The organism is Flavobacterium urumqiense (assembly GCF_900108015.1).
Lineage (GTDB): Bacteria > Bacteroidota > Bacteroidia > Flavobacteriales > Flavobacteriaceae > Flavobacterium > Flavobacterium urumqiense.
Genome location: NZ_FNVP01000001.1, coordinates 165,526 through 188,478, shown reverse-complemented (window position 1 = coordinate 188,478; position 22,953 = coordinate 165,526). Strand labels below are relative to the sequence as shown.

Genomic DNA, 22,953 nt, shown 5'->3' with positions numbered 1-22,953 from the left:
ATGAATGTTTCTTTTTTTCAATTGTATTTAAGACGAGGACTAATAAAATATACTTTAAGGTTAATTTTATTTCACATGATTATTTTTGTATTATTGTCGCTATTAATTCTTAAAAGTTCCCCCTTTTGAATTTACCTTCAATTCCTAAAAAATTAAGTTCAGACCATGTCTTTATGTTAACAATGTTAGTTGTTAATGCTGGAAATTATATCTATAACTTATTATTGGGTAGAATTCTGGGTCCAACTGAATTTTCGGATGCGGCAATTTTAATCACTTTTTTATTAATACTGTCATTTCTTGGAATGACTTTTCAAATTGTTGCTGCAAAATATTCCGTTTTATTTGAAAATCAAAAATTGCAATTATTTATTGTTACGATAACAAAAATCGCAGTTTTGGTTGGTGTTGTTTTTGGAGCAATCATAATGATTTTTAATAGTCAACTTCAAACTCTTTTTCACACCAAAACAGCAACGATGTTTCTGATTTTTGCAATAGGAATTCCTTTGTATTTTTTGATGAGTGTAAACAGAGGATTGTATCAAGGTAAAAATGATTTGAAAAAAATGTCGGTTACTTATATAACCGAAATGTTAAGTCGTTTGTTCCTGACTCTGGCGCTTGTCCTTCTGGTTCCCTCTTTGCCTACTTCAGTAGCAGTAGCTGCTGGAATATCGATATCACTTATTTTTGGGCTTTTCCCTTTTCAAAAAAGCATCGTTGTCAAAACAAATATTTCCTTTACAAATGAAGTTTTAGATACAAAGAGTATCATTATTTTTTTTGCATTAACAGCCTTTTATGAACTCACACAAATTATTATAAACAACAGCGATATTATTTTGGTAAAACACTATTTTAATAATAAAGAGGCTGGTTTGTATGCTTCTTTAGCATTAATAGGAAGAGTTGTATATTTTGTTGCATGGATGTTTGTTATGTTGCTTTTACCAAAGGTTATATTGTTAAAAAAAGAAGGTAAAAACACGCTGCCTATCCTAATGAAATATATAAGTTATATTACTGTTTTATCAATAGGAATTGTACTTTTTACCTATTTGTTTCCTAATTTTGTCGTAAAGGTTATGTTTGGAGAAAAGTATATTTCTATTGCTTTTCTATTATGGAAATACGCATTAGCAACTTCAGTTTTTGCTATTGCGAACATTTTTGCATATTATTTTTTATCCATTAATAAATATATACCAGTTGTTATCTCTGCAGTTTTGGGAATCACACAAATTGCACTAATAGTTCTATTCCATAATTCTCTTGAACAAGTAGTAGAAATGCAGGTTATTGCTATGGTGGTACTGTTGTTTTTTCAATTGTGCTTTTTCTTTTATCATAATAAAAAGAATGTTCGTCTTAACTAATAGACCAGTCGTCGAAAATAACAGATTAAAATCTTGTGAACAAAGATATTTATAGTACTAAAAACGAAGACCCAATGAAAATAGCTGTAGTAACATCATTCCCGCCCAGCAAAGTAACCTTGAATGAATATGGTTATCATTTGGTAAAGAATTTCGTGCAAAGAGTGGAAGTTGCGGAGCTACTTTTGATTACTGATAAAACAAAAGAACCAAAACAACTGGATTTTAAAAACAGTCATAAAGTTTCTGTGAGAGAATGTTGGAAATTTAATAGTTATTTTAATCTATTCACTATTTGTAGAACTATTTTAAATGAAAAACCAGATGCTGTTTTGTTCAATTTACAATTTGTAAAATTTGGAGATAAAAAAGTTCCTGCTGCTTTGGGCTTATTAATACCTATGATTTCGCGACTTTTTGGTTTCAATACAATTGTTTTATTGCACAACATATTAGAACAAGTTGATCTCGAAAGTGCAGGTTTTACAGATAATAAATTAGCGAAGAAAGCCTATAATTTTATCGGAACATGTTTGACTAAGTGTATTCTCAAAGCAGATAAAGTTGCTGTGACCATTAATAAATATGTGGAGATTTTAAATGAAAAATACAAAACAGATAATGTAATATTAATTCCTCATGGGACCTTTGAGATACCAAAAAAACCCAATTTTGATTTGCCCCCAGGTTCTAAAAAGGTAATGGCATTTGGTAAATTTGGAACTTATAAAAAAGTTGAAATTTTAATAGATGCAGTTGAATTAATCAGAAAAAACAGTGACGAAGCAATAGAAATTGTAATTGCTGGAACAGATAGTCCTAATACTCCGGGATATTTACAGACAGTCAAAGAAAAATATGCTCATGTTCCCGGAATAATTTTTACGGGTTATGTTGAAGAAAATGAGGTTGCTACCATTTTTAATGAAAGTGCCATGGTAGTTTTCCCATATACATCTACTACCGGAAGTTCTGGCGTTTTACACCAAGCGGGTAGTTACGGTAAGGCAGTTGTAATGCCGAATTTAGGAGATTTAAGTATTTTAGTTGAAGAAGAAGGGTATAAAGGGGAGTTTTTTAATCCTGAAAGTACGGAATCACTTGCAAAAGCCATTGAAGCAATTTTAAATGATGACGATTACCGAAGAAAACTAGCGAAGACTAATTATAAGGCCGCTTGTCAACTTTCTATGGATAAAATAGTTCAAATGTATATCCGCGATTTTAAACAAGTTAATTATGATAAAATAGCAAGATGGGTTAATGGTTAATGTACAAAAAGGAAGGTTTTTTACCTCCATTAACATTAATAAATCCAAACCTTTTTTGTCTTTTCTTTTGCCAAGGCCATTTACCGGCAACTTGATCCGGAACGTGAGGAAAGTCATATAAAGTCCAAGACATAAATGCAAAGTTATTCTTTTTGAATAATTCTTGCATTTTTTTATGATATTGAGCTTGCTCTTCTTCATTAGCACCGTTTAAGTTCCATATCCCTTTGTATGATGGAACTCCAAATTCTTCGATTACAATGGGCTTTTTGGTAATTTGCTCAAAAGTCTTAGTCTCTTTTTCAAGATCTTCAATTGCATTGTAAAAGTGATAGGAAACAAAATCAACTTTGTTTGCTAAATGCGTTGCTTCTGTAGAATTTGACCAGCCAATAGTCACTAAATGATTGGGGTCACTTTCTTTAACAACAGTAATCATCTGTTCCAGCCAGTTAAGGACATTGTTTTTGTCTCTATTTTCAAAATCTAAATTGGGTTCATTCTTTAAATCCCATGCTAAAATAGCTTTATGGTCTTTAAATGAGGAAACAATTTTTTCTGCATGACGATGTGTTAATGTCCAATTCTCTAGTGTATAATCACTATAAAAATCAAAAAGAGTAACTATAACAAAAAGGTTTTTACTCGTGGCTAAGTCCAATATTTTTTTGAGTTTATCTATTTTTTCTTGTTTGACGTCAGCTTTCCCAAAATCTTCATATTGAATAAAAATCCGAACAGTATTAAGTTTTGCATTTTTTATAATATCAAAATCTTTGCTAATAATATCTATATTAAAAGAATTTCCAAAAGTGTCCCAAGCTGAATTTTTTGGATAATAATTAATCCCTTTGATTGTAAAATTTAAATTGTTCGTCGTGATTTTATCTCCTTTGACTTTAAACACGGGATTTGATTTTGTCGTATCCGAGGAAAATATTGTTTTCTCTATTTTTTGTAGATGGCGTACTCTCCAAAAACCATCTTCAAATAACATCATCACTTTATAAGTGGCCGTATCCTGAACTGCAGCAATGAGTTTTTTCTTTTGATAAATTTTTTGAAATTCAACTACATTTTTATCGGTGAAAACTACTAATTGGCCATCAGCACTATAAAAATCTAATTTTGGATTGTGTTTTAAAGTGGTACTTTCAATCGTAATTTCATTTTTGATATTATATTTTAAGGTATTATATAAATTTTGACGTGTGTTTTGGGTGTAATAATCGGCTATTCCTGACTTTGAATTTTCTTGCAGCGATTTGTTTTTAACGTACCACGAAAAAAGATAGTCTTTTTCGATTTTTTTTAAGGTGTTAAGCTCCATAATTCTGCCAGGATTCTCGCTTCTTTCCCAAACTACTTTTGGTAAATAGGTATTAAAGGTTTCTTTTTCTAAATGCAGCATAGAGCTTCTGTCAGCGCCAGAATTAAGAAAATCAAGCACTTTACTAATGCCCAAGAGCAATAAAACATTTATAAGAATAAAGGATAAGATGAGAACTGCCCGAGTAATATTTTTATTATTGATTAAGGTCATAGTATTTTAATTGTGATTTTTGAGTAATGCCTAAAGTAGTAATTTCAAAACGATAATTTTTTGCTTTGTAAAAATCAGCCAAAATGTGAAAAGTTGTAATTCCGTTTGATGAATCTTCTTGTAAAGTGGCGACTAATTTGTTTTCGTGAATGATTTTTACAGTAACTTTTATTCCATCAGGAACTAGTTGATTCATAAAACTTTTTAATGGACCTACAGTAATTGTTCTGTTTTGATCAGAAAACGTAAAATTGAATGCGGATAATATGGGTTTGTAATTAATAAACAAAGAGTTACTCTCTGAAATCCCAGTGATATACCCTTTTACGGTGTACAAATCGGGATGATCAGGATGTAATAATTGACCTGTTGCAATTCCTTTTATTGTTGTTCCAAAAGTCTTTAAGATTGTACTTTTTTGATTAATAATAATAAAAGTGACTAAAGTACCATCGCTGACGATATTGTCAAATTGGTCCTTAATTATTGATGTTGATAAAGTTGTGATTTGATTACCATCTGCAAATTCGTGATTCCGTGTAAAATGGATGCTGAAATTAGAGGCAATATTAGGGCAGACTTCTGTGTCGATTTCTTTTGTAACTATGTTTTTGCATTCTGTTGAAAATAAAATTTTGCCAATCTGTCTATCAGAGAATATATTTTTCCAAGCAATGAAATTTTTGGTTTTTCTGGCATCAATTGTAATGTTATTGAAAAATTGATTTTTGATTAGTACTGGCGTATTTTCTATAACTGGATTGTCAAGTCCATCCGTTGGAACGGCTACCATCATCGTAGATTGTTTTCCACCCGCTAGAATACTTCGAGGCCCTAAATAATTTTCAATTTTAGTTTGTTTGTTTCTATTGGGTGTGATTTCAAAAACACCTTGTGTTACTATTTCTTCATTAAAAATTAAAAACCAGGATACAATGCCAGTTTTATTAGAGTAAATTTGTGGTAGCTTAAATGTCAGTTTGCCATTTTTATTAGTTCCTTGTATTAAAGTTTTGCCATAGGAATGAACGATGTAAAGCTGCGGGACGGTGGCTTGTAAATTAGATGTAAACTGAATTTTCACCTCCTTTCCTGCAACAAAAAATTTAGTTTTTGTATCCAGTATGAAATTTGCTTTTTTTGTTGTTTCCAGTGAAGTGCCAAATGCCACAAGAAGGACGATTGACATTAAAAAGATGATGTAAACTACTTTTCTCATTATCGTGGATTTCCAATATAATTGTTAATTTCTATTTTGATAAAATCATAACCTTTACCTTTTACCTTTTGTAATTGTTCTTTTTCACTGTTGTTATTTCTATTTGGGACTACCTCCTTACCAATTGATTCGTTTGATAATCCGTTTACAAAGCAATTTTGCAAAGAGGATTGTAAAAGTTTTATTTTGGTTAAATCCATAAAAGTATAGTCAAAATATTGTTTTCTCTGCACCCTTATTCCCGCTCGCACAAAGAAGTGGTCCACATAAAGTAAATTTTTAGTACTGTCAAAATACGAAATTAATAATTCCGGAATAGTTACTTCCTGGATTCCAAAATTAAATAATGTCCCTTTTAAATGGTTTTTGGTAATTTCTAAATCGGATAATCCAACTTGCGAATATAGATCAGTGATGGCAATATTTCCGGCACATTGAATATCAAATGTTGCTGGAATTTTAATGATTTCTAAGGGGGTAAATTCATTGGGATTAAAAGTTGTGGGTTTTACATCTGTGTTTTTTAGCCAAGCAATGTCTTCAAAATTCACTTTGAAACTAGTGATTTCTTTTGGCATTAATTTGTGTTTTATAACATATTTAGCATTATGTGAAGCTAGTTTTTTATTGTTTTTGTCATACAAAGTTGCTTTCAATGTTACATCTGCAGGAAAATTATCTACGTTTTGAACTTCGCCTATTATCATATATTCGTTATTGATTTTGATAAGTTTTGCCGAAAGAATTTCAAGTACGGGTTGTTTTAATTCATCATCGTGATAAGTTTGCTGGGTCGAAATTACTCTTCGGCCATGCTTAAAAAATCCCGTTCCATTAGTCGTAACAAACTGATCCGGCGGAATATCTAAATCAAGGTGTACTGGGTTAATAAACCATTTTCCATTTGCTTTTGCCAAATTATGAGTGTATTTTTTGGCTATAATTTCGAGCGGAGTTATCCATTTTGTTTGTACCAATACTCTAGCTCTGTCTTTTGTTTGGTGTAAAATAGTAATGTCAATAGCATCTAGTTTAGCATAGGAATTCAATATACCATCAGCAACCGAAGTTTCCAACATAAATTGAGAAATTGATAATTTGCTTTGCGGATTCATAAAAGAATACGCTTTTTCAAATTCTTTGAAATCAATAGCATCGTAGTAGGATCTAACGACATTTTTTGGACTTATTTGAGTGGCATTATTGAGGTATAATTTATAAACGAAACTCGCAATAATTAGAAGTAAAATAACAGCCCAGACGTGTAAAATTATAATTAATCTTCTTGAAAAGGCTGTATATGAAACTTTAAAATTAAAGAAAACAGGAGAAGACGCTGGTTTTAATTTTAGTGCTTGATACAAAATCATTTGAATGTTCAGTACAAATGCAATTAGCACCGATAATAAGGGAATAATTCCCCACATTAATTTTTGGTAAACCGGTACATCCTCCATGGGGAGGATTTTAGATAACGGTAGAATATTTAGCTTTTCCCATACCACAATTCCATTTTCAAGCAGTGTTAATCGATGCCAGCCACAGAAATATAAAATAGGATCATAAAATTTATCATTCGAAAAAACATATTTCAAATTGTATTTTTCAGGAACGGTAAGGAATTGTTGTAAAGAGCCAATTCCTTCCACGCCTCTAAATTTTGAATTTTCTAATCGTTCTACTGATCTAGAAGTCAATTCAGGAAGCCTACGGGCAGAGTGGTAGTCGCCATCCACTGTAAGAGCCTTAGTTTGGTACGATAAAGTTGCCATTTGATCGCCAAAACCCAGCGGTAAATAACGCCATTGATCGTGCTGATCCTCATTTAGGAAATTAATTATGGGTAATGTGTTTATTTTTTGTGGCTGAAATGGTCTGAAATATCCAATTGTAATGGTGAGAACTGCCATTAATAAAAAGGCACCTGCCATTAATCCAGCTAAAATTTTATAGTACACGGACCCAAATCGGTTTTGTATCGCCACCTTTAAATCACCTTCAACAAATCGATATACAAACTCTCCAAACATGGGTAAACTCATTATAGATGCCCATAGTGTGAATCGGTCCAATGTAAGGATATTAAATGCATTTTTCCCCAAAACCATTAACGGAATAGGAGTAGTGCCTCCGGTTCCTAAGATTATTAATAAGGTTATCGATAAACCAAAAAATAAATATCGTTTGCTGTAATATCTGTATAAAATATAAGGTAAAAAGAATAGTAAAATGCCCCATGGAATTAAAAAGAACATTAGTCCGGAGGAAGTTACTTCGATAAAATTATCCCTGCTTCCGTGTGGGATAGGGACTTGTGTGATTGGATTTTTCTTTGAGTTGATCCAATACGGTAAAATACAAAAGACGATAAGAAATACAGATGTGGCACCAAATAGTATGATTCTTTTTAACAAGGAAAGGAACGATTGAAAGAAAATTTTAAAAGTTACCTCTTTGTTGTTTGTTACTTTTTCTCGGGAAGTATCCATAATGGCCATTCCTATTAGCGGGAAAATGAAAAAAATCATCCCGAAAATCGGCGTTACGTGATGTGAACAGATGGTTACAGCTAATAATGATATTGAAGAAAAAAAGTATTTGTATTTGCCGGTTTTAATCCAAAGATAAATTTCTGGCATCGAATGCATTAAAACAGAAATTCCAATAATACTGGGTAATTGCCCAAAAATATGAAGTGTTTCTACAAATGAAGAAGAAAAAACGGCTAAAAGTGCCGTGTATCCCGCAACTGTTCTGTTGCCTGTCATAAGCAAAGAAAAGCGATAGGTTCCAGTGATAAATAACAGAATTCCAATTATGGCTATCGAGAATAATCCAAATTTTAATCCACCAATTAATGATAAAATACCAATGCATTGATGAACCAATGGGGGATAACCCATTACCGTAAAACCGGTATACCAACTGTAATTCCAAGGTTCAAACCAGCTATAAGCATAATGATTAGCAAAAAACAAATGAATCAAAGCATCATAAGTATTTTCTAAAGTAAAAAAGATTGCGCTAGAGTGAAATACAAGTCCTATTAAAATAGCTGCGATTAAATATTTATTAGATTCTTCTTTCACTAAAAATTTATTATTATCAATTTTGTAAATATAGGGAATTAACAATATGTTCGTTAAATTTTAAATGCTCATATTATTTTATCCATTCATCTATACATTTGACGTCATTGGTCTAATATTTATAAATAAATTAAAAAAGGAAAATATATTTGTTCCATATTAATATTATAAAATCATAAAGTAATGAAAATACTTATTGTAGATGACCAAGAATTAGTTTTGCTTTCGTTAGAAAAATGTTTGACAGATTTGGGTTATGAAGTAAGAAGCTCTAACAATGTTTTTGATGCTATCGCCAAATATGATGAATTTTTACCAAATCTGGTTATTGCCGATATTAATATGCCCGTATTTAATAGTGTATGTGAAGCTGATCAGACAATTGATAATAATGCGAAAGCAGCTGGTTTAGAAATTGTCAAATATATAAAAGTGATTAAAAAACATGATATTCCCGTTATGATTTTGTCAGGTAATAACGATGAAGAAGTGATTTTAAAAGGATTTGATTTAGGGGTTTCAGATTATATGAAAAAACCTTTAAGTCTTAATGAAATAGGGGCAAGGGTCAAAAGATTGATTGGTGTACGTAAAGAAAGTTCCGTTGACAATAATAATAGATTAATTCAAAACAATTGCATAGGAGTTGTAATCCCTTGTTATAATGAAGAATCAAGATTATCAGGTGATGAATTTAAAAAATTTGTCCATAAAAATTTAGGGTATCATTTGTGTTTTGTAAATGATGGCAGTAAAGATAAGACGCTAGAAGTTTTGCAAGAGTTGCGTAAAGGAAAAGAAGATTATATTAGTATTTATGATTGCGAAAAAAATGGAGGAAAAGCTGAAGCCGTAAGATTGGGAATGTTGCATTTAGCAAAACAAACCCAATTTGATTATATAGGTTTTTTGGATGCTGATCTGTCAACTAATTTTGAGGACTTTGATGATTTAGTACAGACGATATCTAATTCAAATTATAAAATTGTGAGTGGCTCACGAATTAACAGAATGGGAGCAGATATTGCAAAGGAATCTGCAAGAGCCATTATTAGTAAGACAATTAATTTTATTATTAGAAAAACTTTAGAAATGGATTTTAAAGACACGCAGTGTGGGGCTAAAATCATGAGCAAAGAAGTTATAGAAAAAACATTCCAAAAAAAGTTCTTGACTAAATGGTTGTTTGATGTAGAAATTTTTATGAGAATGAAAAAAATATATGGAGCGGAAGAAACTAAGAAATTGGTATGTGAGAAACCATTAAATAGATGGGTCCATATGGATGGATCAAAACTTTCATTTACGGATTCCTTTAAAATTATTTTTCAAATAGGTCAAATAGCAATTCATTATAGATAAATTGGCTTTAATATTGTAAGTCAAGGAGGTCATGCAATTTGTATGGTCTCTTTTTTTATGTATACCATGTGGTTTTCAAAAGTTTAACAAAGAAATTGCAAAACGAAATTATTAAATTAGATAATTAGGCATTACTTTTGCCAAGAAAATTAGAATAAAAATTATAACCACATACTGAAATAAATTCAGCATAAAATGAAAGAACAATTTAAAAAGTTTTTAAACGAAGAACAAGATCCAAAAGCCATCGAAAAAATCGCTTCAAAATTAAGTGATTTATTGATGAAAAATGAAGAAATCGGTTATATAGCTGTTCAAAAAAAACCGGCAATTACCGTTTTGCCAGATAGCATTGTCTTGACAAACAAAAGAATCATCATTTGCCAGCCAAAAAATCTGGGTCTTTCTATGAACTTTATTGATTACACTTGGGACGAGATAGAAGGAACTTTTGTGAAAGAAAATATTCTAGGTTCTGAGTTTTCGTTTACAACTCGAACAAATATGGAGGTTTCTATTGATTATATTCCTAAAATTCAAGCCAGAAAGATTTTTACGTATGCTAAAGAACAATTGGATATTTTGAAAAATGGAGCTGTATTAAATACAACGATCGTTGAGGACGTTTTAGTTGAACCATTTCAAGAATTTGAGATTATTGAAGAAATGGAAACGGAAGAAGTAACCAGTTTTGCTGAAATAATGCCAGTTACGCCGCCAGTTTTTGCTATGGAAAAGGAGCAATTCAGCACTCTGGCTGAGACTCCAAAAGAAAATGGACTAAGCGGATTGTCACAAGATGAGCTTTTTGAAAAATTACAGAATTATAAAAAACTACTAGATAACGGATTGATTTTGCAAGGCGAATATGATGCTTACAAAAAAGAAATTTTGAGTCATATGTAGTTGAACCTCAAGAAGCGCTAAGCTAGTACAAAGTAGGAAATAAATAGAAAACCCGACACTTCAAGTGGCGGGTTTTCTACTATTATAAAGTCTTTTTCTGTTTTTCTACAAAATTATGTGCTTGTAATTCGAGTAATTCAGTCGCTTTCTTCCGCTGTAAGTCGTATAGATTTTTATCCTGTGAAATATCTTCATAGACTTTATCATGCATGGAAGCACTCGTTTTCACCAATAAACCTCGTTGGTATTTATCTTGTTCCAAAGTAGCTTTTATAGCCGTTTCCAGATCTTCTAGCTTAAAATCGTATTCTCCTTTTGGAGACAGGAGTTTGGCGATTATTGGAGAAGTTTCGATTGTTAAAAACAAAAGCATTATAAAAAAAGAAGGTAACCAAGGTAGTTTGTCTAATGCATTTATTCGGGCCATTAAACCGTCAAAACTATCAATTATAGGTTGCGTCTCGATGACTTTTTTGTCTAAATCGGCTTGAAGTGTTTGAGATTTTTTTTCCTTCTCAGCAATTTTTGCTAAGTTGTTTTTTCGAATGGTATCCAATTCCGCAGAAGCTAGATTGTGTTTAGCGATTTTTTCTTTAAATACAGGTCCTTTGCCTAGTTTCATGGTGCCTTTGGTTCCTTCGGCTTCAGTGATATAGGTTTCATACAGCGTATTTACTTCCTTTTCTTTTTTAGTGATGTCCGATTTTAAACTATCGATTTCGATTTTATTTTTATCTAAATCTGATTTGAAATAATTAGTCACATCTTTTTTGTTGTTCAAAGCCATGGCATTTTTCTCTTTCAGTAAAACAGTATTAATTTCTTTTTCGAAGATTTTAATTTCCAATGGTTTCGAAATCACAATGGCAATAATAACTGCCAAGATAATTCGGGGAGTTGCCTGCAGAAATTCACTTCCAAATTTGTCTCTTTTTCGAATGGTGGAAACAATAAAACGATCCAGATTAAAGATAAGTAAGCTCCAAACTAATCCAAAAAGTAGGGCAGGATAGACATTGTCAAAAACAGTAAAAAGGGCATAAGCACTGGCAATAAAAGCCATAACGGCAGTGAAGAAAACGGTGGCGCCAATACCAACATATTTGGTTTGCTCCCCCTCGGAGCAGCCTTTAAGGAGTTCTTTGTCGGCTCCGGAACAGAGGATAAAAAATTGTTTTAACATGATTAATTGATTTGATTGCTGCGCCAGTTTGATATTTTAGCTCAGGTGATTGATGATTACAAATTTAACGCCAATAATTTAATAATGGTATAAATAGTTGATATGTTTTTAATTAGCTTTAGCTCTTGTAGCAAAAATTTCTTTAAAATGATAAAAGGCAAAATGTAATACTTCTTTAAATAAAAAAGAGCCATTCGTACTGAATAGCTCTTTTTCTTTTTTGAATTATAATTAACTTATGCGATAGGAGCTCCCGCCATAATTTCGGGATTTGCAAATTCTTCAAACTTAGCAAAATTAGCTTTGAATTTTTGAGCTAATTCAACTGCTTTTTGATCATACAGTTCAGGATCTTCCCATGTATTTCTAGGATTTAATATTTCAACTGGTACGTTAGGACAAGTTTGAGGTATAGCAATTCCAAAGACTTTATGATTTTCATATGCTACATCATCCAGTTCCCCGTTTAATGCGGCTGTAATCATAGCACGTGTATATTTCAGTTTCATTCGGCTTCCAATTCCGTAAGGACCACCAGTCCATCCAGTATTAATTAACCAAACCTTTACGTTTGCATCTTTCATTTTTTTGCTTAGCATTTCAGCATATTTTGTAGGGTGCAACGGCATAAAAGGAGCGCCGAAACAAGCGGAGAAATTAGGCTGAGGTTCTGTAATACCAGCTTCTGTTCCGGCAACTTTTGCAGTATATCCAGAAATAAAGTGATAGGCGGCCTGACCAGGTGTTAATTTTGAAATTGGAGGTAAAATACCAAAAGAATCGGCCGTTAAGAAAAATATATTTTTAGGATTTTTTCCAATAGAACCAGGCTGAATATTATCTATATGGTAAATAGGGTAACTTACGCGAGTATTTTGAGTGATTGAAACATCTTCAAAATCAACTTCATTTGTTTCTTTATTGATGACTACATTTTCTAAAATAGCCCCTCTTTTTATAGCTCTAAAGATATCTGGTTCATTTTCTTCTGAAAGATTAATTACTTTTGCATAGCAACCTCCTTCAAAATTAAAAACGGTATTTTCATTTGTCCAGCCGTGTTCATCATCACCAATTAATTTTCTGTTTGGGTCTGCTGATAAAGTTGTTTTTCCTGTCCCTGATAATCCAAAGAAAATGGCAGTATCACCTTCTTTTCCTACATTGGCACTGCAATGCATTGGTAAAGTGTTTTTGAAAACTGGTAAAATAAAATTCAAAGCAGAAAAAATTCCTTTTTTCATTTCACCCGTATACCCGGTTCCACCTATTAAAACAATTTTTTTGGTAAAATCTAAAATAGCAAAATTGCTTTGACGTGTTCCGTCAACTGCAGGATCTGCCATAAAACTAGGAACACATAGCAAAGTCCATTCTGGTGTAAAGTTTTCAAGTTCTTCTACTTCAGGTCTCAAAAACATATTGTAACAAAATAAATTTGCCCAAGGAGTTTCTGTCACCACTCGAACATTTAATCTGTAATTAGGATCTGCACATACATAAGAGTCTCTTACGTAAACTTCTTTGTTTGATAAATAAGCCGTAACTTTTTTATATAGAGCATCAAACGCGCTGGGTTCAAATGGAATATTTACTTTCCCCCACCAAACTTGATTTTCAGAGATGCTGTCTTTCACGATAAATCGATCTAGTGGAGAGCGTCCTGTATATTCGCCCGTATTGACAGCTAAAGCGCCATTCGAAATTTCGATTCCTTGACCCAATTCGATAGTCATCTCATGTAATTCGTTGGCTGATAATTGGTAATGAATCTTTGCGTTTTCAATTCCTATGTCTTTTAGCGAAATCGATTGCGTAAACGGTGTGTTATTATTCATAAAATTATGTATTGTATTGTTTAATTTATCGATTGCAAAAGTAGAACTTATATTTTAGATAGGATTTAATTATCTAAGTTTTGTTGTTTTTTCTTTAAAATATGAAAGAGTAATACTCCCCAAGCCAATATTAATAGGAGCCCACCGATAGGAGTCACAAAACCAATTACTTTAAAATCGAAAGAAGTAAGTGTATTTGTGGCCAATAAATAAATAGATCCTGAGAATAAAATAACACCAAAAAGTACCAGATAATAGATCGTTTTTTTTGTTTTTTGAGACAAATCTGTCATTAGGCCAACGAATAATAAAAAGAGTGCTTGGTACATTTGGTAGCGTACTCCGGTCTCAAAAGTCGAAAGTTGTTCAAGAGACAGTACTTTTTTTAGGGCATGTGCTCCAAAAGCACCTAATATGATCGCTAACATTCCAAACATTGCTCCAGTCGAAATTATTTTTTTGTCCATTTTTATCCTTTATTTTTCACTGCAAATTTATCTCATATTCTAGTCAAATTAAAAGAATTTAGCAGATACTTTACACAAAGGTACATTCTGCATATTTATATTTTTTTGAAGTTATTTATAGAGTAGAGTTATTTTAAAATTTTAACTAGAGTCATTTGTTATAAATACAACAATTTTGTATTTTTGTGTTATAATTATGTAAAAAATGAGAACAATACTTATTATTGGTGCAGGAAGATCAGCTTCGTCGTTGATACACTATCTTCTGGATAAATCAGAAAAAGAGAATTTACATCTTGTTATTGGTGATTTATCATTGGCATTAGCTCAAAAGAAGACCAATAATCACCCCAATGCTACTGCAATAGCTCTTGATATTTTTGATGAAAATCAAAGAAAGCAAGCGATACAAAAAGCCGATATCGTTATTTCGATGTTACCGGCTCATTTGCATATTGAGGTTGCCAGAGATTGTGTTATTTATAAAAAGAGTATGGTTACGGCTTCCTATGTCAGTGATGCCATGCAAGAATTAGATGCGGCTGCAAAAGAAAATAATCTTATTTTCATGAATGAGATTGGCTTAGATCCGGGAATAGATCACATGAGTGCTATGAAAATCATAGATGAAATTAGAGATAAGGGTGGAAAAATGCTTTTGTTTGAATCCTTTTGTGGTGGACTTGTAGCCCCAGAATCAGACACTAATCTTTGGAATTATAAATTTACATGGGCTCCCCGTAACGTTGTTCTTGCAGGACAAGGCGGTGCTGCTAAGTTTATTCAGGAAGGAGCTTATAAATACATCCCGTATTGTAATTTATTTAGAAGAACAGAATTTCTGGAAGTAGAAGATTATGGAAGATTTGAAGCTTATTCTAATAGAGATTCCCTAAAATACAGAAGTGTATATGGCCTAGACGATGCACTTACCTTATACAGAGGAACAATCCGTCGGGTTGGGTTTTCGAAAGCGTGGAATATGTTTGTGCAATTAGGAATGACTGACGATAGTTACGTTATGGAAGATTCTGAAAACATGAGCTACCGTAAATTTGTTAATTCTTTCTTGCCTTATCATCCAACGGATTCCGTTGAAATAAAAGTACGCCTGATTTTAAAGATTGATCAGGACGATATTATGTGGGATAAATTAGTGGAGTTGGATTTATTCAATACCAAAAAAATTATTGGACTAAAAAACGCCACTCCGGCACAAATATTAGAAAAAATATTGAGTGATAGCTGGACGCTTCAGCCCGAAGATAAAGATATGATTGTGATGTACCATAAATTTGGATACGAATTAGATGGTGTAAAAAGACAAATCGATTCTAAAATGGTATGCATAGGAGAAGATCAAACCTATACTGCCATGGCAAAAACAGTAGGTTTGCCGGTTGCAATGGCAACATTGCTAATTTTAAATGGTAAGATTACCACTCCGGGAGTACAACTTCCAATTCGTAAAGAAGTGTATTTACCTATTTTGAAAGAATTAGAAGAATATGGCGTTGTTTTCAAAGAACAAGCCATGCCTTATTTGGGTTATAATCCAGTAAAAGTTTTTAGTTAATAGTTTTTAGATTTGTAGTTCGATAAATCCGCTTCTCTTGATAAAAGTCTAGAGTTGCGGATTTTTTTATGCACTTCATTTATTGGCTACCTATTTTTTGGGCGTGACCCTCCAGATTGCTTCGTCGTTCCTCCTCGCAACTTTGGGTCGGGCTGTACGCTGCAATCTTTATGTTTTTAAAGAAAAAACATAAAGGATTTTCACTGCCATCCCTCACGCAACGCATTCCAATAATTTGAAGTCGCTTTGGTGAATTGTAAGAAAATTTATTTGTATTTTAATACAGATAAAACGAAACAAAGTAGCGCAAAGCCAAACAAAATTTGGTGTATATGCGCTACTTTGGAAAGTTTATATACAGGTTAGCAGCAACGATATCGTGACCGTTTTAGAGATGAAGTTTTCGCCAGAAAAAAACCCCGCGATAAACGGGGGTGCAAAGTTTCTAACCTTTGTCATTTTGGTCATGACCCTCTAGCTTGACTAATTTATTATAGATTCCCAATAATAAAAAAGGTGCCGCCCATTGTCCAACAAATAAGGCTGAGTGTTTTCGTCCAGCAATTTTCAATCCTGCGGAAACAGCAATTGCTACAAGTGCTGACCACAAAAACACATCAGACGGTAATTTGGCAGTTTGTTCTTCAATTGCTTTTGCAATTGGTCCTTCGCTTTTGTCGTTGTTTTCGTAATTCATAATATTGTATTTTAAATTGAATGCAATTTACTTCTTATACTGTTAAATTTATTACAAAATTATACGAAAATTTATGTAATTATTTATTAAAATGGAAGGTTAATATGTTCTATGCCAGATACTAACAGCGCAAAAATCTCATGGCTGGTTTTCGGTAGCTTCACGTTTTTCCTTTCGAAAAAAGTTTATCTTTGGGGAAAGAACTCAGTTCGTTAGGCCGCCACGAGATCTATGCGCGAAACGTTCAGGCTGACTAAAAACCTAAAATTAGCCGTTGAAAATTCCATATTTAAAGTTTGTGAAAGATATGTGGAAAGAGACTTAGTAAAGCACTTTCGCTTATGTACCTTTAATAAACAAATTTTTACACAAAATAGTATGGCGATTAGCAGTTTGCGTTAGGGATTGCAATGAAAATCCTTTTTATTTTTTTCTTTAAAAAATAAAAAGATTGTAATGGAAAGCCCGACCGGAGGTAACGCCCAAAAAAAAATCCGCTCATTGCTGAACGGATTGTATAAAAGGTATTGCAATAATCTATTTCGAAAGTTCTACGAAATATTTATAAAACAACGGGATTGTTTCGATTCCTTTCAGGTAATTGAAAATTCCGAAATGTTCGTTTGGCGAGTGAATGGCATCACTGTCAAGACCAAATCCCATCAAAATGGTTTTGCTTTTCAGTTCTTTTTCGAATAAGGCAACGATAGGAATACTTCCACCGGAGCGAACCGGAATGGCGGGCACACCAAAGGTTTCGGTATAGGCCATATTCGCGGCTTTGTATCCTATACTGTCAGTTGGAGTTACGTAGCCCTGCCCGCCGTGATGTGGTTTTACTTTTACAGTAACGCCGGCAGGAGCAATGCTTATGAAATGTTTCGTGAAAAGTTCGGTGATTTGTTCCCAATCTTGATTTGGAACCAAACGCATCGAAATTTTAGCGAAAGCTTTGCTTGCAATTACAGTTTTAGCACCTTCCCCGGTGTATCCTCCCCAAATTCCGTTCACGTCAAGCGTAGGACGAATAGCGTTTCTTTCGTTCGTAACATATCCTTTTTCGCCGTAAACATCGTTAAGGTCGAGTGCTTTTTTATAATTTTCTAAGTTGAAAGGCGCTTTAGCCATTTCGGCTCTTTCTTCAAGCGATAATTCTTGTACATTGTCATAAAAACCGGGAATGGTAATGTGATTGTCCTCATCATGAAGGGAAGCAATCATTTTTGCTAGTACGTTTATCGGGTTAGCAACTGCTCCTCCATATAAACCGGAATGCAAATCACGGTTTGGTCCTGTAACTTCTACTTCTACATAACTTAATCCACGTAATCCTGTAGTGATGGATGGTTGTTGGTTTGAAATCATTCCGGTATCCGAAATCAGAATTACATCATTCTTTAGCTTTTCCTGGTTGCGTTCCACGAACCAACTCAAACTTTTTGAACCCACTTCTTCTTCGCCTTCGATCATAAATTTGACATTACAAGGCAAAGTATTGGATTGTATCATGTATTCTAATGCTTTTACGTGCATATACATTTGGCCTTTATCATCACAAGCTCCACGAGCAAAGATGGCGCCTTCTGGATGGATATCTGTTTTTTTAATAACGGGTTCAAAGGGTGGAGAAGCCCATAATTCCATTGGATCTGCCGGTTGAACGTCATAATGACCATAAACTAAAACCGTCGGCAAAGTTGGATCGATGATTTTTTCACCATAGACAATTGGGTATCCGGGTGTGTCACAAATCTCAACAAAATCGCATCCTGCTTTTTCTAAGCTGATTTTTACAGCCTCGGAAGTTTTGATAACATCTTGAGAATAAGCGGCATCAGCACTTACGGATGGGATTTTTAATAATTCGATTAATTCGTTTATGAAACGATCTTTATGTTGTAGAACATAAGATTTTATATTTTCCATGGATTTTAATTTTATAGTTTCAAAAGTACAAAAAATAGTATGAATATTTTTTCCATAAATTGCTTTGAAAGTTAGAAGATATGTTTATATTTGCACCCACAATTGCGCGGATATGGTGAAATTGGTAGACATGCCAGACTTAGGATCTGGTGCCGCAAGGCGTGTAGGTTCGAGTCCTATTATCCGCACAAAAAAAAGCTTCTCAATCGAGAAGCTTTTTTTATACTTATTATTCAAAATTATTACTCTTTTATCCAGGCATTAATTTTATTTTCTAATAATGCCAAAGGCACCACTCCGGATTCCAATACTTTTTCATGGAATTTTTTGATGTCAAACTTGGATCCCATTTTATCCTGCGCTTTTTTGCGCAATTCCATGATTTTCAATTGGCCGATTTTATAAGATAAAGCTTGTCCAGGAATTGCCATGTAACGTTCTATTTCTGGAATTATGCTTGCTTCGCTCTCCGCTTCATTTGCTAGAGAATATTGGATTGCTCGTTCTCTGGTCCATCCTTTTGAGTGTAAGCCAGTGTCAACAACTAATCGTACAGCTCTATGCATTTCGTTGCCTAACATGCCAAAATATTGATAGGGATCTTTGTATAACCCTAATTCTTTACCTAAACTTTCCGTATACAAAGCCCAGCCTTCACCATAAGCACCAAACCAATTGAATTTCCTGAAATCTGGAAGACTACTGTTTTCTTGTTGCAAGGAAATTTGAAAGTGATGTCCAGGAATGGCTTCATGCAAAAACAAATCTTCATCTCCATACAGATTATAATTAACTAAATCTGGTATTGGTACATAAAAAATACCGGGACGCGAACCATCTGCAGTACCTTGCATATATTCAGCACTGGAAGTTTTTTCTCTAAAAGCTTCCGTTCTTCTAATTTCAAATTTTGTTTTAGGTTGCAACGAAAATAATTGGTTCACGTTCGGTTTTATGCGAGCATAAATACGTTGGAAATTGGCAATAACTTCTTCGGGTTTTTTAAAAGGTTTTAATTCCTTTTTATTTCGAACTTCCTCAAAAAACGCTAATAAAGTGCCTTTAAACCCAACTTGAGTTTTTACCTTTTCCATTTCGGCATTTATTCTAGCGACTTCTTTTAATCCCAATTCATGGATTTCCTCAGGAGTCATTTCAGTAGTGGTCCATTGTTTTACATAAGTAGCATATAGTTCTTTTCCAAAAGGAAAAACTCCTATTCCGCTTGTAGTTCTCGACGCAGGGAGGTATTCATTTTTTAGGAATTCAGTCATTTTTTTATGCTGCGGAATCAATTTATCATTAATTAAGGCAATATATCTTTCTGTAAAATCTTTTTTTACCACATCAGAGAAAGTGGCTGGCATTAATTTTATAGCCGAATAAAATAAATTATCTTCTATTTTTGAGGTTGCCATTTCTTCAAATTGAGGTATTAACTTTACGCTTAACGCTTTTGGTATGACAATACCTTGTTTGATTCCTTTTTTCATATAAACCATGGCCGAATCAATCCAAACAGAATACTTATCCATCCTCGTTAAGAAATTGGTGTAGTCTTTCTCTGTTTTAAACGGCTGTGCACTTGTTCCTCCGGCAAATTGTCCCATTGTCAAGTGTGTTCCCCAAAATTGATGGATTGGCATCAAATTAGTAGGCTGCTTCAGCAATTTTTTTCCTATTCCTACTTCCCATTTAATGATTTCATAGCTATTTTTTTCTTCTTCAGAAAGTTTAGTTTCATCAATATTTAGTAGTGCTTTTTCATATTTGTCAAAAAATGTTGCTTGGGATTTTCTATAACTATCCGTCATTTCAAATTGCAATTGATCGTTGTATTCGTTTTGACCATTTTGTGTTGCGCTCAAAGGATCCAGTGCATTTTTATCATCAAAATAATTTTCTGTCAAGGCACTAAAATCTTCTTTTTTTTCGTTGGATTTACAGTTTACCAGTACTAATGAAATAATTGAAGTAATAAAAACAATGGTTATTTTTCTCATAATGATTGATTGTTAAATATTTGTAGCTAATTTATTAAAAAAAACTGATAATAATTCAAATATATTTGAATGTTTGCTATTCAACTATTAGTTATTTTTGGCAGCTGGCTGGGTTCTTGCCGATAATCAAAAAAGCTTCTCAGATCGAGAAGCTTTTCTTTAATCATTATTTAAAAGCAATTTTATTTTAACAAAAACTCTTTTGTAAGTTTCTCAATTTGTATTTTGAATGTTCCTTTTTCGGATATCCATTTCAAGTCATTGTTCACAAACTGTAAATCTTTCTGATTCAAAGTGAAGATTATAGTTTTGGTTTCATTTGGCACTAAACTAATTTTTGTAAATCTTTTTAATGCTTTTACTTCAGGAGTAATACTGGCATAATTATCAGATAAATAAAGTAAAACCGCTTCTTTTCCGGCTAATTTTCCAGTGTTTTTTACATCAACAGTTACTATTAAATCATCGGTATCATTTATTTCTGATTTATCTATTTTTAAATTTGAATACGCAAAAGTGGTATATGATAAACCAGAACCAAATTCAAATTGTGGAGAATAGCTTTTTTCATATTTAGCATCGTTATTTTGCTCTTCGTCTTCTAAACTCTCAGTGTGTTTTCTATTGTATTTTTCTAATGAATTAGGGTACCGTGGGTAATTGTATGGTAATTTTCCACTTGGATTAATAGTTCCGAAAAGAATGTCAGCCAAAGCTCTGGCGCCTTCGTTTCCAGGCAGGTAACATTGGATAACTGCATTCATTTTGTCTTCAAAGTTGCTGATTAATCGCGGCCTTCCTTCGTTCAAAACTAAAATAATAGGTTTGTTTAGTTTCGATAAAGCCAAGGCTAGTCTGGATTGCGACTCGGTTATGTATAAATTACTAATGTCACCAGGAGTTTCAGTATAATTTTTTTCCCCGAGACACAAAATTATTTTCGAAGCGCTTTTTCCTAATTCTACAGTTTTTTCTATTTCGGCATCATTAAAAGTAGCAAAATCGGCCCCTTGTGTATAAAGCACATTTTCATGTCCTGCTTTATCCATTAAAGCTTCTAGTATAGTAAATTTATCTGCAGCATAGGTGTCTGAATTTTCGCCTTGCCAGTTGTAGGACCACCCACCATTTAAATATTTCATGCTATTCGCAGTAGGGCCTGTGACTAATATTTTTTCATTTTTTGCTAAAGGTAAAACAGCGTCATTATTTTTTAATAAAGTAATTGATTCTGCCGCTGCATTATAAGCTTCGCTGATAAATTCCGGTGAGCCAAATTTTGGGTAATCCTTTAAATTAGCAACGGTATCTTGGAATAGATTTAATTTGAATTTCATTTGTAAAATTCTGGAAACGGCATCATCAATTCGTGACACAGGGACTTCACCTTTGGCTACCAAATCTAATAAATCAGTATAAAAGGTATAATCTTCCGGTACCATACTCATGTCAATTCCAGCCAAAACAGCGATTCGTACGGCATCTCTATTAGTCTCCGCTACTTTATGGCGAGAATGCAAATAAATAATATCTTTCCAATCCGTAACGACCACGCCTTCAAATCCTAATTCTGTTTTCAATATATCTGTAATCAGATGTTTGCTCGCGTGAATAGGAGTTCCATTTATTTCGCCAGAACTCACCATAATGCTTTTGGCACCGGCTTTAATTGCAGCTTGATAAATTGTTAAATCAAATTGTCTTAAAACACGTTCTGGGATAATACTTGGGGTTCTATCTTTTCCAGTTGTAGTACTTCCATAACCTATGAAATGTTTCATACAAGAAGCTACATGGTATTTAAAAGCCACATTATTTCCTTCAAATCCCTCCACCATTGCCTTGCCCATTTGAGAAGATAAATAAGCGTCCTCTCCAAAAGATTCCCATATTCTTGACCAAGAAGGATTTCTAGGTAAGTCTAAATCTGGCGAAAAAACCCATGGAATTGAGGAAGCTCTAGTTTCATAAGCTGAAATCTCCGCTCCTTTTCTGGCAATTTCAGTATTAAATGTTGCTGCAATTCCTATTTGTTGCGGGAACAAAGTGGCGCCGGCAGTATAACTTGATCCGTGGATGGCATCGATACCATATAGCACCGGAATTTTGAGTCTGGTTTTGTTGGCTTCATTGCTTATTGTAGTAATGACTTCGTTCCATTTCTTAATTGTTGGTGCGCCGGGATTTGGTACATTCAAGATAGAACCTATATGATATGTTTGAATCGCTTCTCTTAATTTTGCCATGTCAAAAACACCAGGTTTGCCCTTTGCTTCAAAATTAGTGACGGTAATTTGAGTCATTTGCCCAATTTTTTCTTCAATGCTCATTTTAGAAAGTAAGTCAGAAACTTTCTGGTTTATTTCTGATTTTTGAGCTTTACTGTCTTGACTCCAGGAGGACTTTGGGCAGAGGATGATTACAAATAATAAGAGAATTGTTTTTTTCATTTTTTGTGTTTGTCTTTTGGTTGGTTTTTTAAAATATTTAAAAA

The 22,953-nt window shown here is 33.2% G+C and carries 15 protein-coding genes and 1 tRNA gene; 6 read left to right on the top strand and 10 right to left on the bottom strand.

Annotation, left to right across the window (positions count from 1 at the left end; genetic code table 11):
- The first annotated feature begins 125 nt into the window (after nucleotides 1-125).
- Entirely contained in the window at nucleotides 126-1,379 is a 1,254-nt protein-coding gene (locus C4S35_RS00785) for an oligosaccharide flippase family protein (protein ID WP_244175166.1), read from the top strand.
- Between the two features lie 74 nt (nucleotides 1,380-1,453).
- On the top strand, nucleotides 1,454-2,650 hold the full coding sequence (locus tag C4S35_RS00780) for a glycosyltransferase (RefSeq protein WP_103998345.1): 1,197 nt from the start codon (nucleotides 1,454-1,456) through the stop codon (nucleotides 2,648-2,650).
- On the opposite strand, the gene C4S35_RS00775 is transcribed toward C4S35_RS00780, so the two are convergent.
- Genes C4S35_RS00775 through C4S35_RS00765 form a run of 3 tightly spaced genes read right to left on the bottom strand, consistent with a single transcriptional unit; the run spans nucleotide 2,640 to nucleotide 8,501 of the window.
- Nucleotides 2,640-4,193: a glycoside hydrolase family 2 TIM barrel-domain containing protein gene (locus C4S35_RS00775; protein ID WP_103998344.1), complete on the bottom strand. Its 1,554-nt coding sequence runs from the start codon at nucleotides 4,191-4,193 to the stop codon at nucleotides 2,640-2,642. The two genes, C4S35_RS00780 and C4S35_RS00775, sit on opposite strands and share 11 nt — an antisense overlap.
- A complete protein-coding gene (locus C4S35_RS00770; protein ID WP_103998343.1) occupies nucleotides 4,177-5,412 on the bottom strand; it encodes a hypothetical protein in 1,236 nt (411 codons plus the stop codon). The genes C4S35_RS00775 and C4S35_RS00770 overlap by 17 nt, the downstream gene beginning before the upstream one ends.
- On the bottom strand, nucleotides 5,412-8,501 hold the full coding sequence (locus tag C4S35_RS00765) for a hypothetical protein (protein ID WP_103998767.1): 3,090 nt from the start codon (nucleotides 8,499-8,501) through the stop codon (nucleotides 5,412-5,414). Before C4S35_RS00765 ends, C4S35_RS00770 begins: the two co-directional genes overlap by 1 nt.
- A 183-nt stretch (nucleotides 8,502-8,684) precedes the next feature.
- Between C4S35_RS00765 and C4S35_RS00760 the strand changes: the two genes are divergently transcribed.
- Entirely contained in the window at nucleotides 8,685-9,863 is a 1,179-nt protein-coding gene (locus tag C4S35_RS00760) for a glycosyltransferase (protein ID WP_103998342.1), read from the top strand.
- 195 nt (nucleotides 9,864-10,058) lie between these two features.
- Entirely contained in the window at nucleotides 10,059-10,769 is a 711-nt protein-coding gene (locus C4S35_RS00755) for a PH domain-containing protein (protein ID WP_103998341.1), read from the top strand.
- Nucleotides 10,770-10,851: 82 nt separating this feature from the next.
- On the opposite strand, the gene C4S35_RS00750 is transcribed toward C4S35_RS00755, so the two are convergent.
- The 3 genes from C4S35_RS00750 to C4S35_RS00740 all read right to left on the bottom strand — a co-directional run bounded on the left by C4S35_RS00750 (nucleotide 10,852) and on the right by C4S35_RS00740 (nucleotide 14,257).
- Complete coding sequence (locus C4S35_RS00750) at nucleotides 10,852-11,952, bottom strand: DUF4407 domain-containing protein (protein WP_103998340.1); 1,101 nt, start codon at nucleotides 11,950-11,952, stop codon at nucleotides 10,852-10,854.
- Between the two features lie 236 nt (nucleotides 11,953-12,188).
- Nucleotides 12,189-13,790 carry a phosphoenolpyruvate carboxykinase (ATP) gene (pckA, locus tag C4S35_RS00745; protein ID WP_103998339.1) on the bottom strand — a complete coding sequence of 534 codons (1,602 nt, stop codon included), beginning with the start codon at nucleotides 13,788-13,790 and terminating at the stop codon, nucleotides 12,189-12,191.
- 65 nt (nucleotides 13,791-13,855) lie between these two features.
- Nucleotides 13,856-14,257 carry a DUF423 domain-containing protein gene (locus C4S35_RS00740; RefSeq protein WP_103998338.1) on the bottom strand — a complete coding sequence of 134 codons (402 nt, stop codon included), beginning with the start codon at nucleotides 14,255-14,257 and terminating at the stop codon, nucleotides 13,856-13,858.
- A gap of 205 nt (nucleotides 14,258-14,462) precedes the next feature.
- Between C4S35_RS00740 and C4S35_RS00735 the strand changes: the two genes are divergently transcribed.
- Nucleotides 14,463-15,833, top strand: coding sequence for a saccharopine dehydrogenase family protein (locus C4S35_RS00735; RefSeq protein ID WP_103998337.1), 1,371 nt, complete (start codon nucleotides 14,463-14,465; stop codon nucleotides 15,831-15,833).
- Between the two features lie 445 nt (nucleotides 15,834-16,278).
- On the opposite strand, the gene C4S35_RS00730 is transcribed toward C4S35_RS00735, so the two are convergent.
- Both C4S35_RS00730 and C4S35_RS00725 read right to left on the bottom strand, forming a co-directional pair.
- Nucleotides 16,279-16,530 (bottom strand): hypothetical protein, encoded by a 252-nt coding sequence (locus C4S35_RS00730; protein ID WP_103998336.1) that lies wholly within the window; start codon nucleotides 16,528-16,530, stop codon nucleotides 16,279-16,281.
- A 537-nt stretch (nucleotides 16,531-17,067) separates the two neighbouring features.
- Nucleotides 17,068-18,456 (bottom strand): dipeptidase, encoded by a 1,389-nt coding sequence (locus C4S35_RS00725; protein WP_103998335.1) that lies wholly within the window; start codon nucleotides 18,454-18,456, stop codon nucleotides 17,068-17,070.
- Between the two features lie 106 nt (nucleotides 18,457-18,562).
- Between C4S35_RS00725 and C4S35_RS00720 the strand changes: the two genes are divergently transcribed.
- Nucleotides 18,563-18,644, top strand: a tRNA-Leu gene (locus tag C4S35_RS00720).
- Nucleotides 18,645-18,698: 54 nt separating this feature from the next.
- Here the strand turns inward: C4S35_RS00720 and C4S35_RS00715 are convergent.
- Both C4S35_RS00715 and C4S35_RS00710 read right to left on the bottom strand, forming a co-directional pair.
- Entirely contained in the window at nucleotides 18,699-20,459 is a 1,761-nt protein-coding gene (locus C4S35_RS00715; protein ID WP_103998334.1) for a DUF885 domain-containing protein, read from the bottom strand.
- Nucleotides 20,460-20,641: 182 nt separating this feature from the next.
- Nucleotides 20,642-22,909 (bottom strand): glycoside hydrolase family 3 N-terminal domain-containing protein, encoded by a 2,268-nt coding sequence (locus C4S35_RS00710; RefSeq protein ID WP_103998333.1) that lies wholly within the window; start codon nucleotides 22,907-22,909, stop codon nucleotides 20,642-20,644.
- Nucleotides 22,910-22,953: the final 44 nt, after the last annotated feature.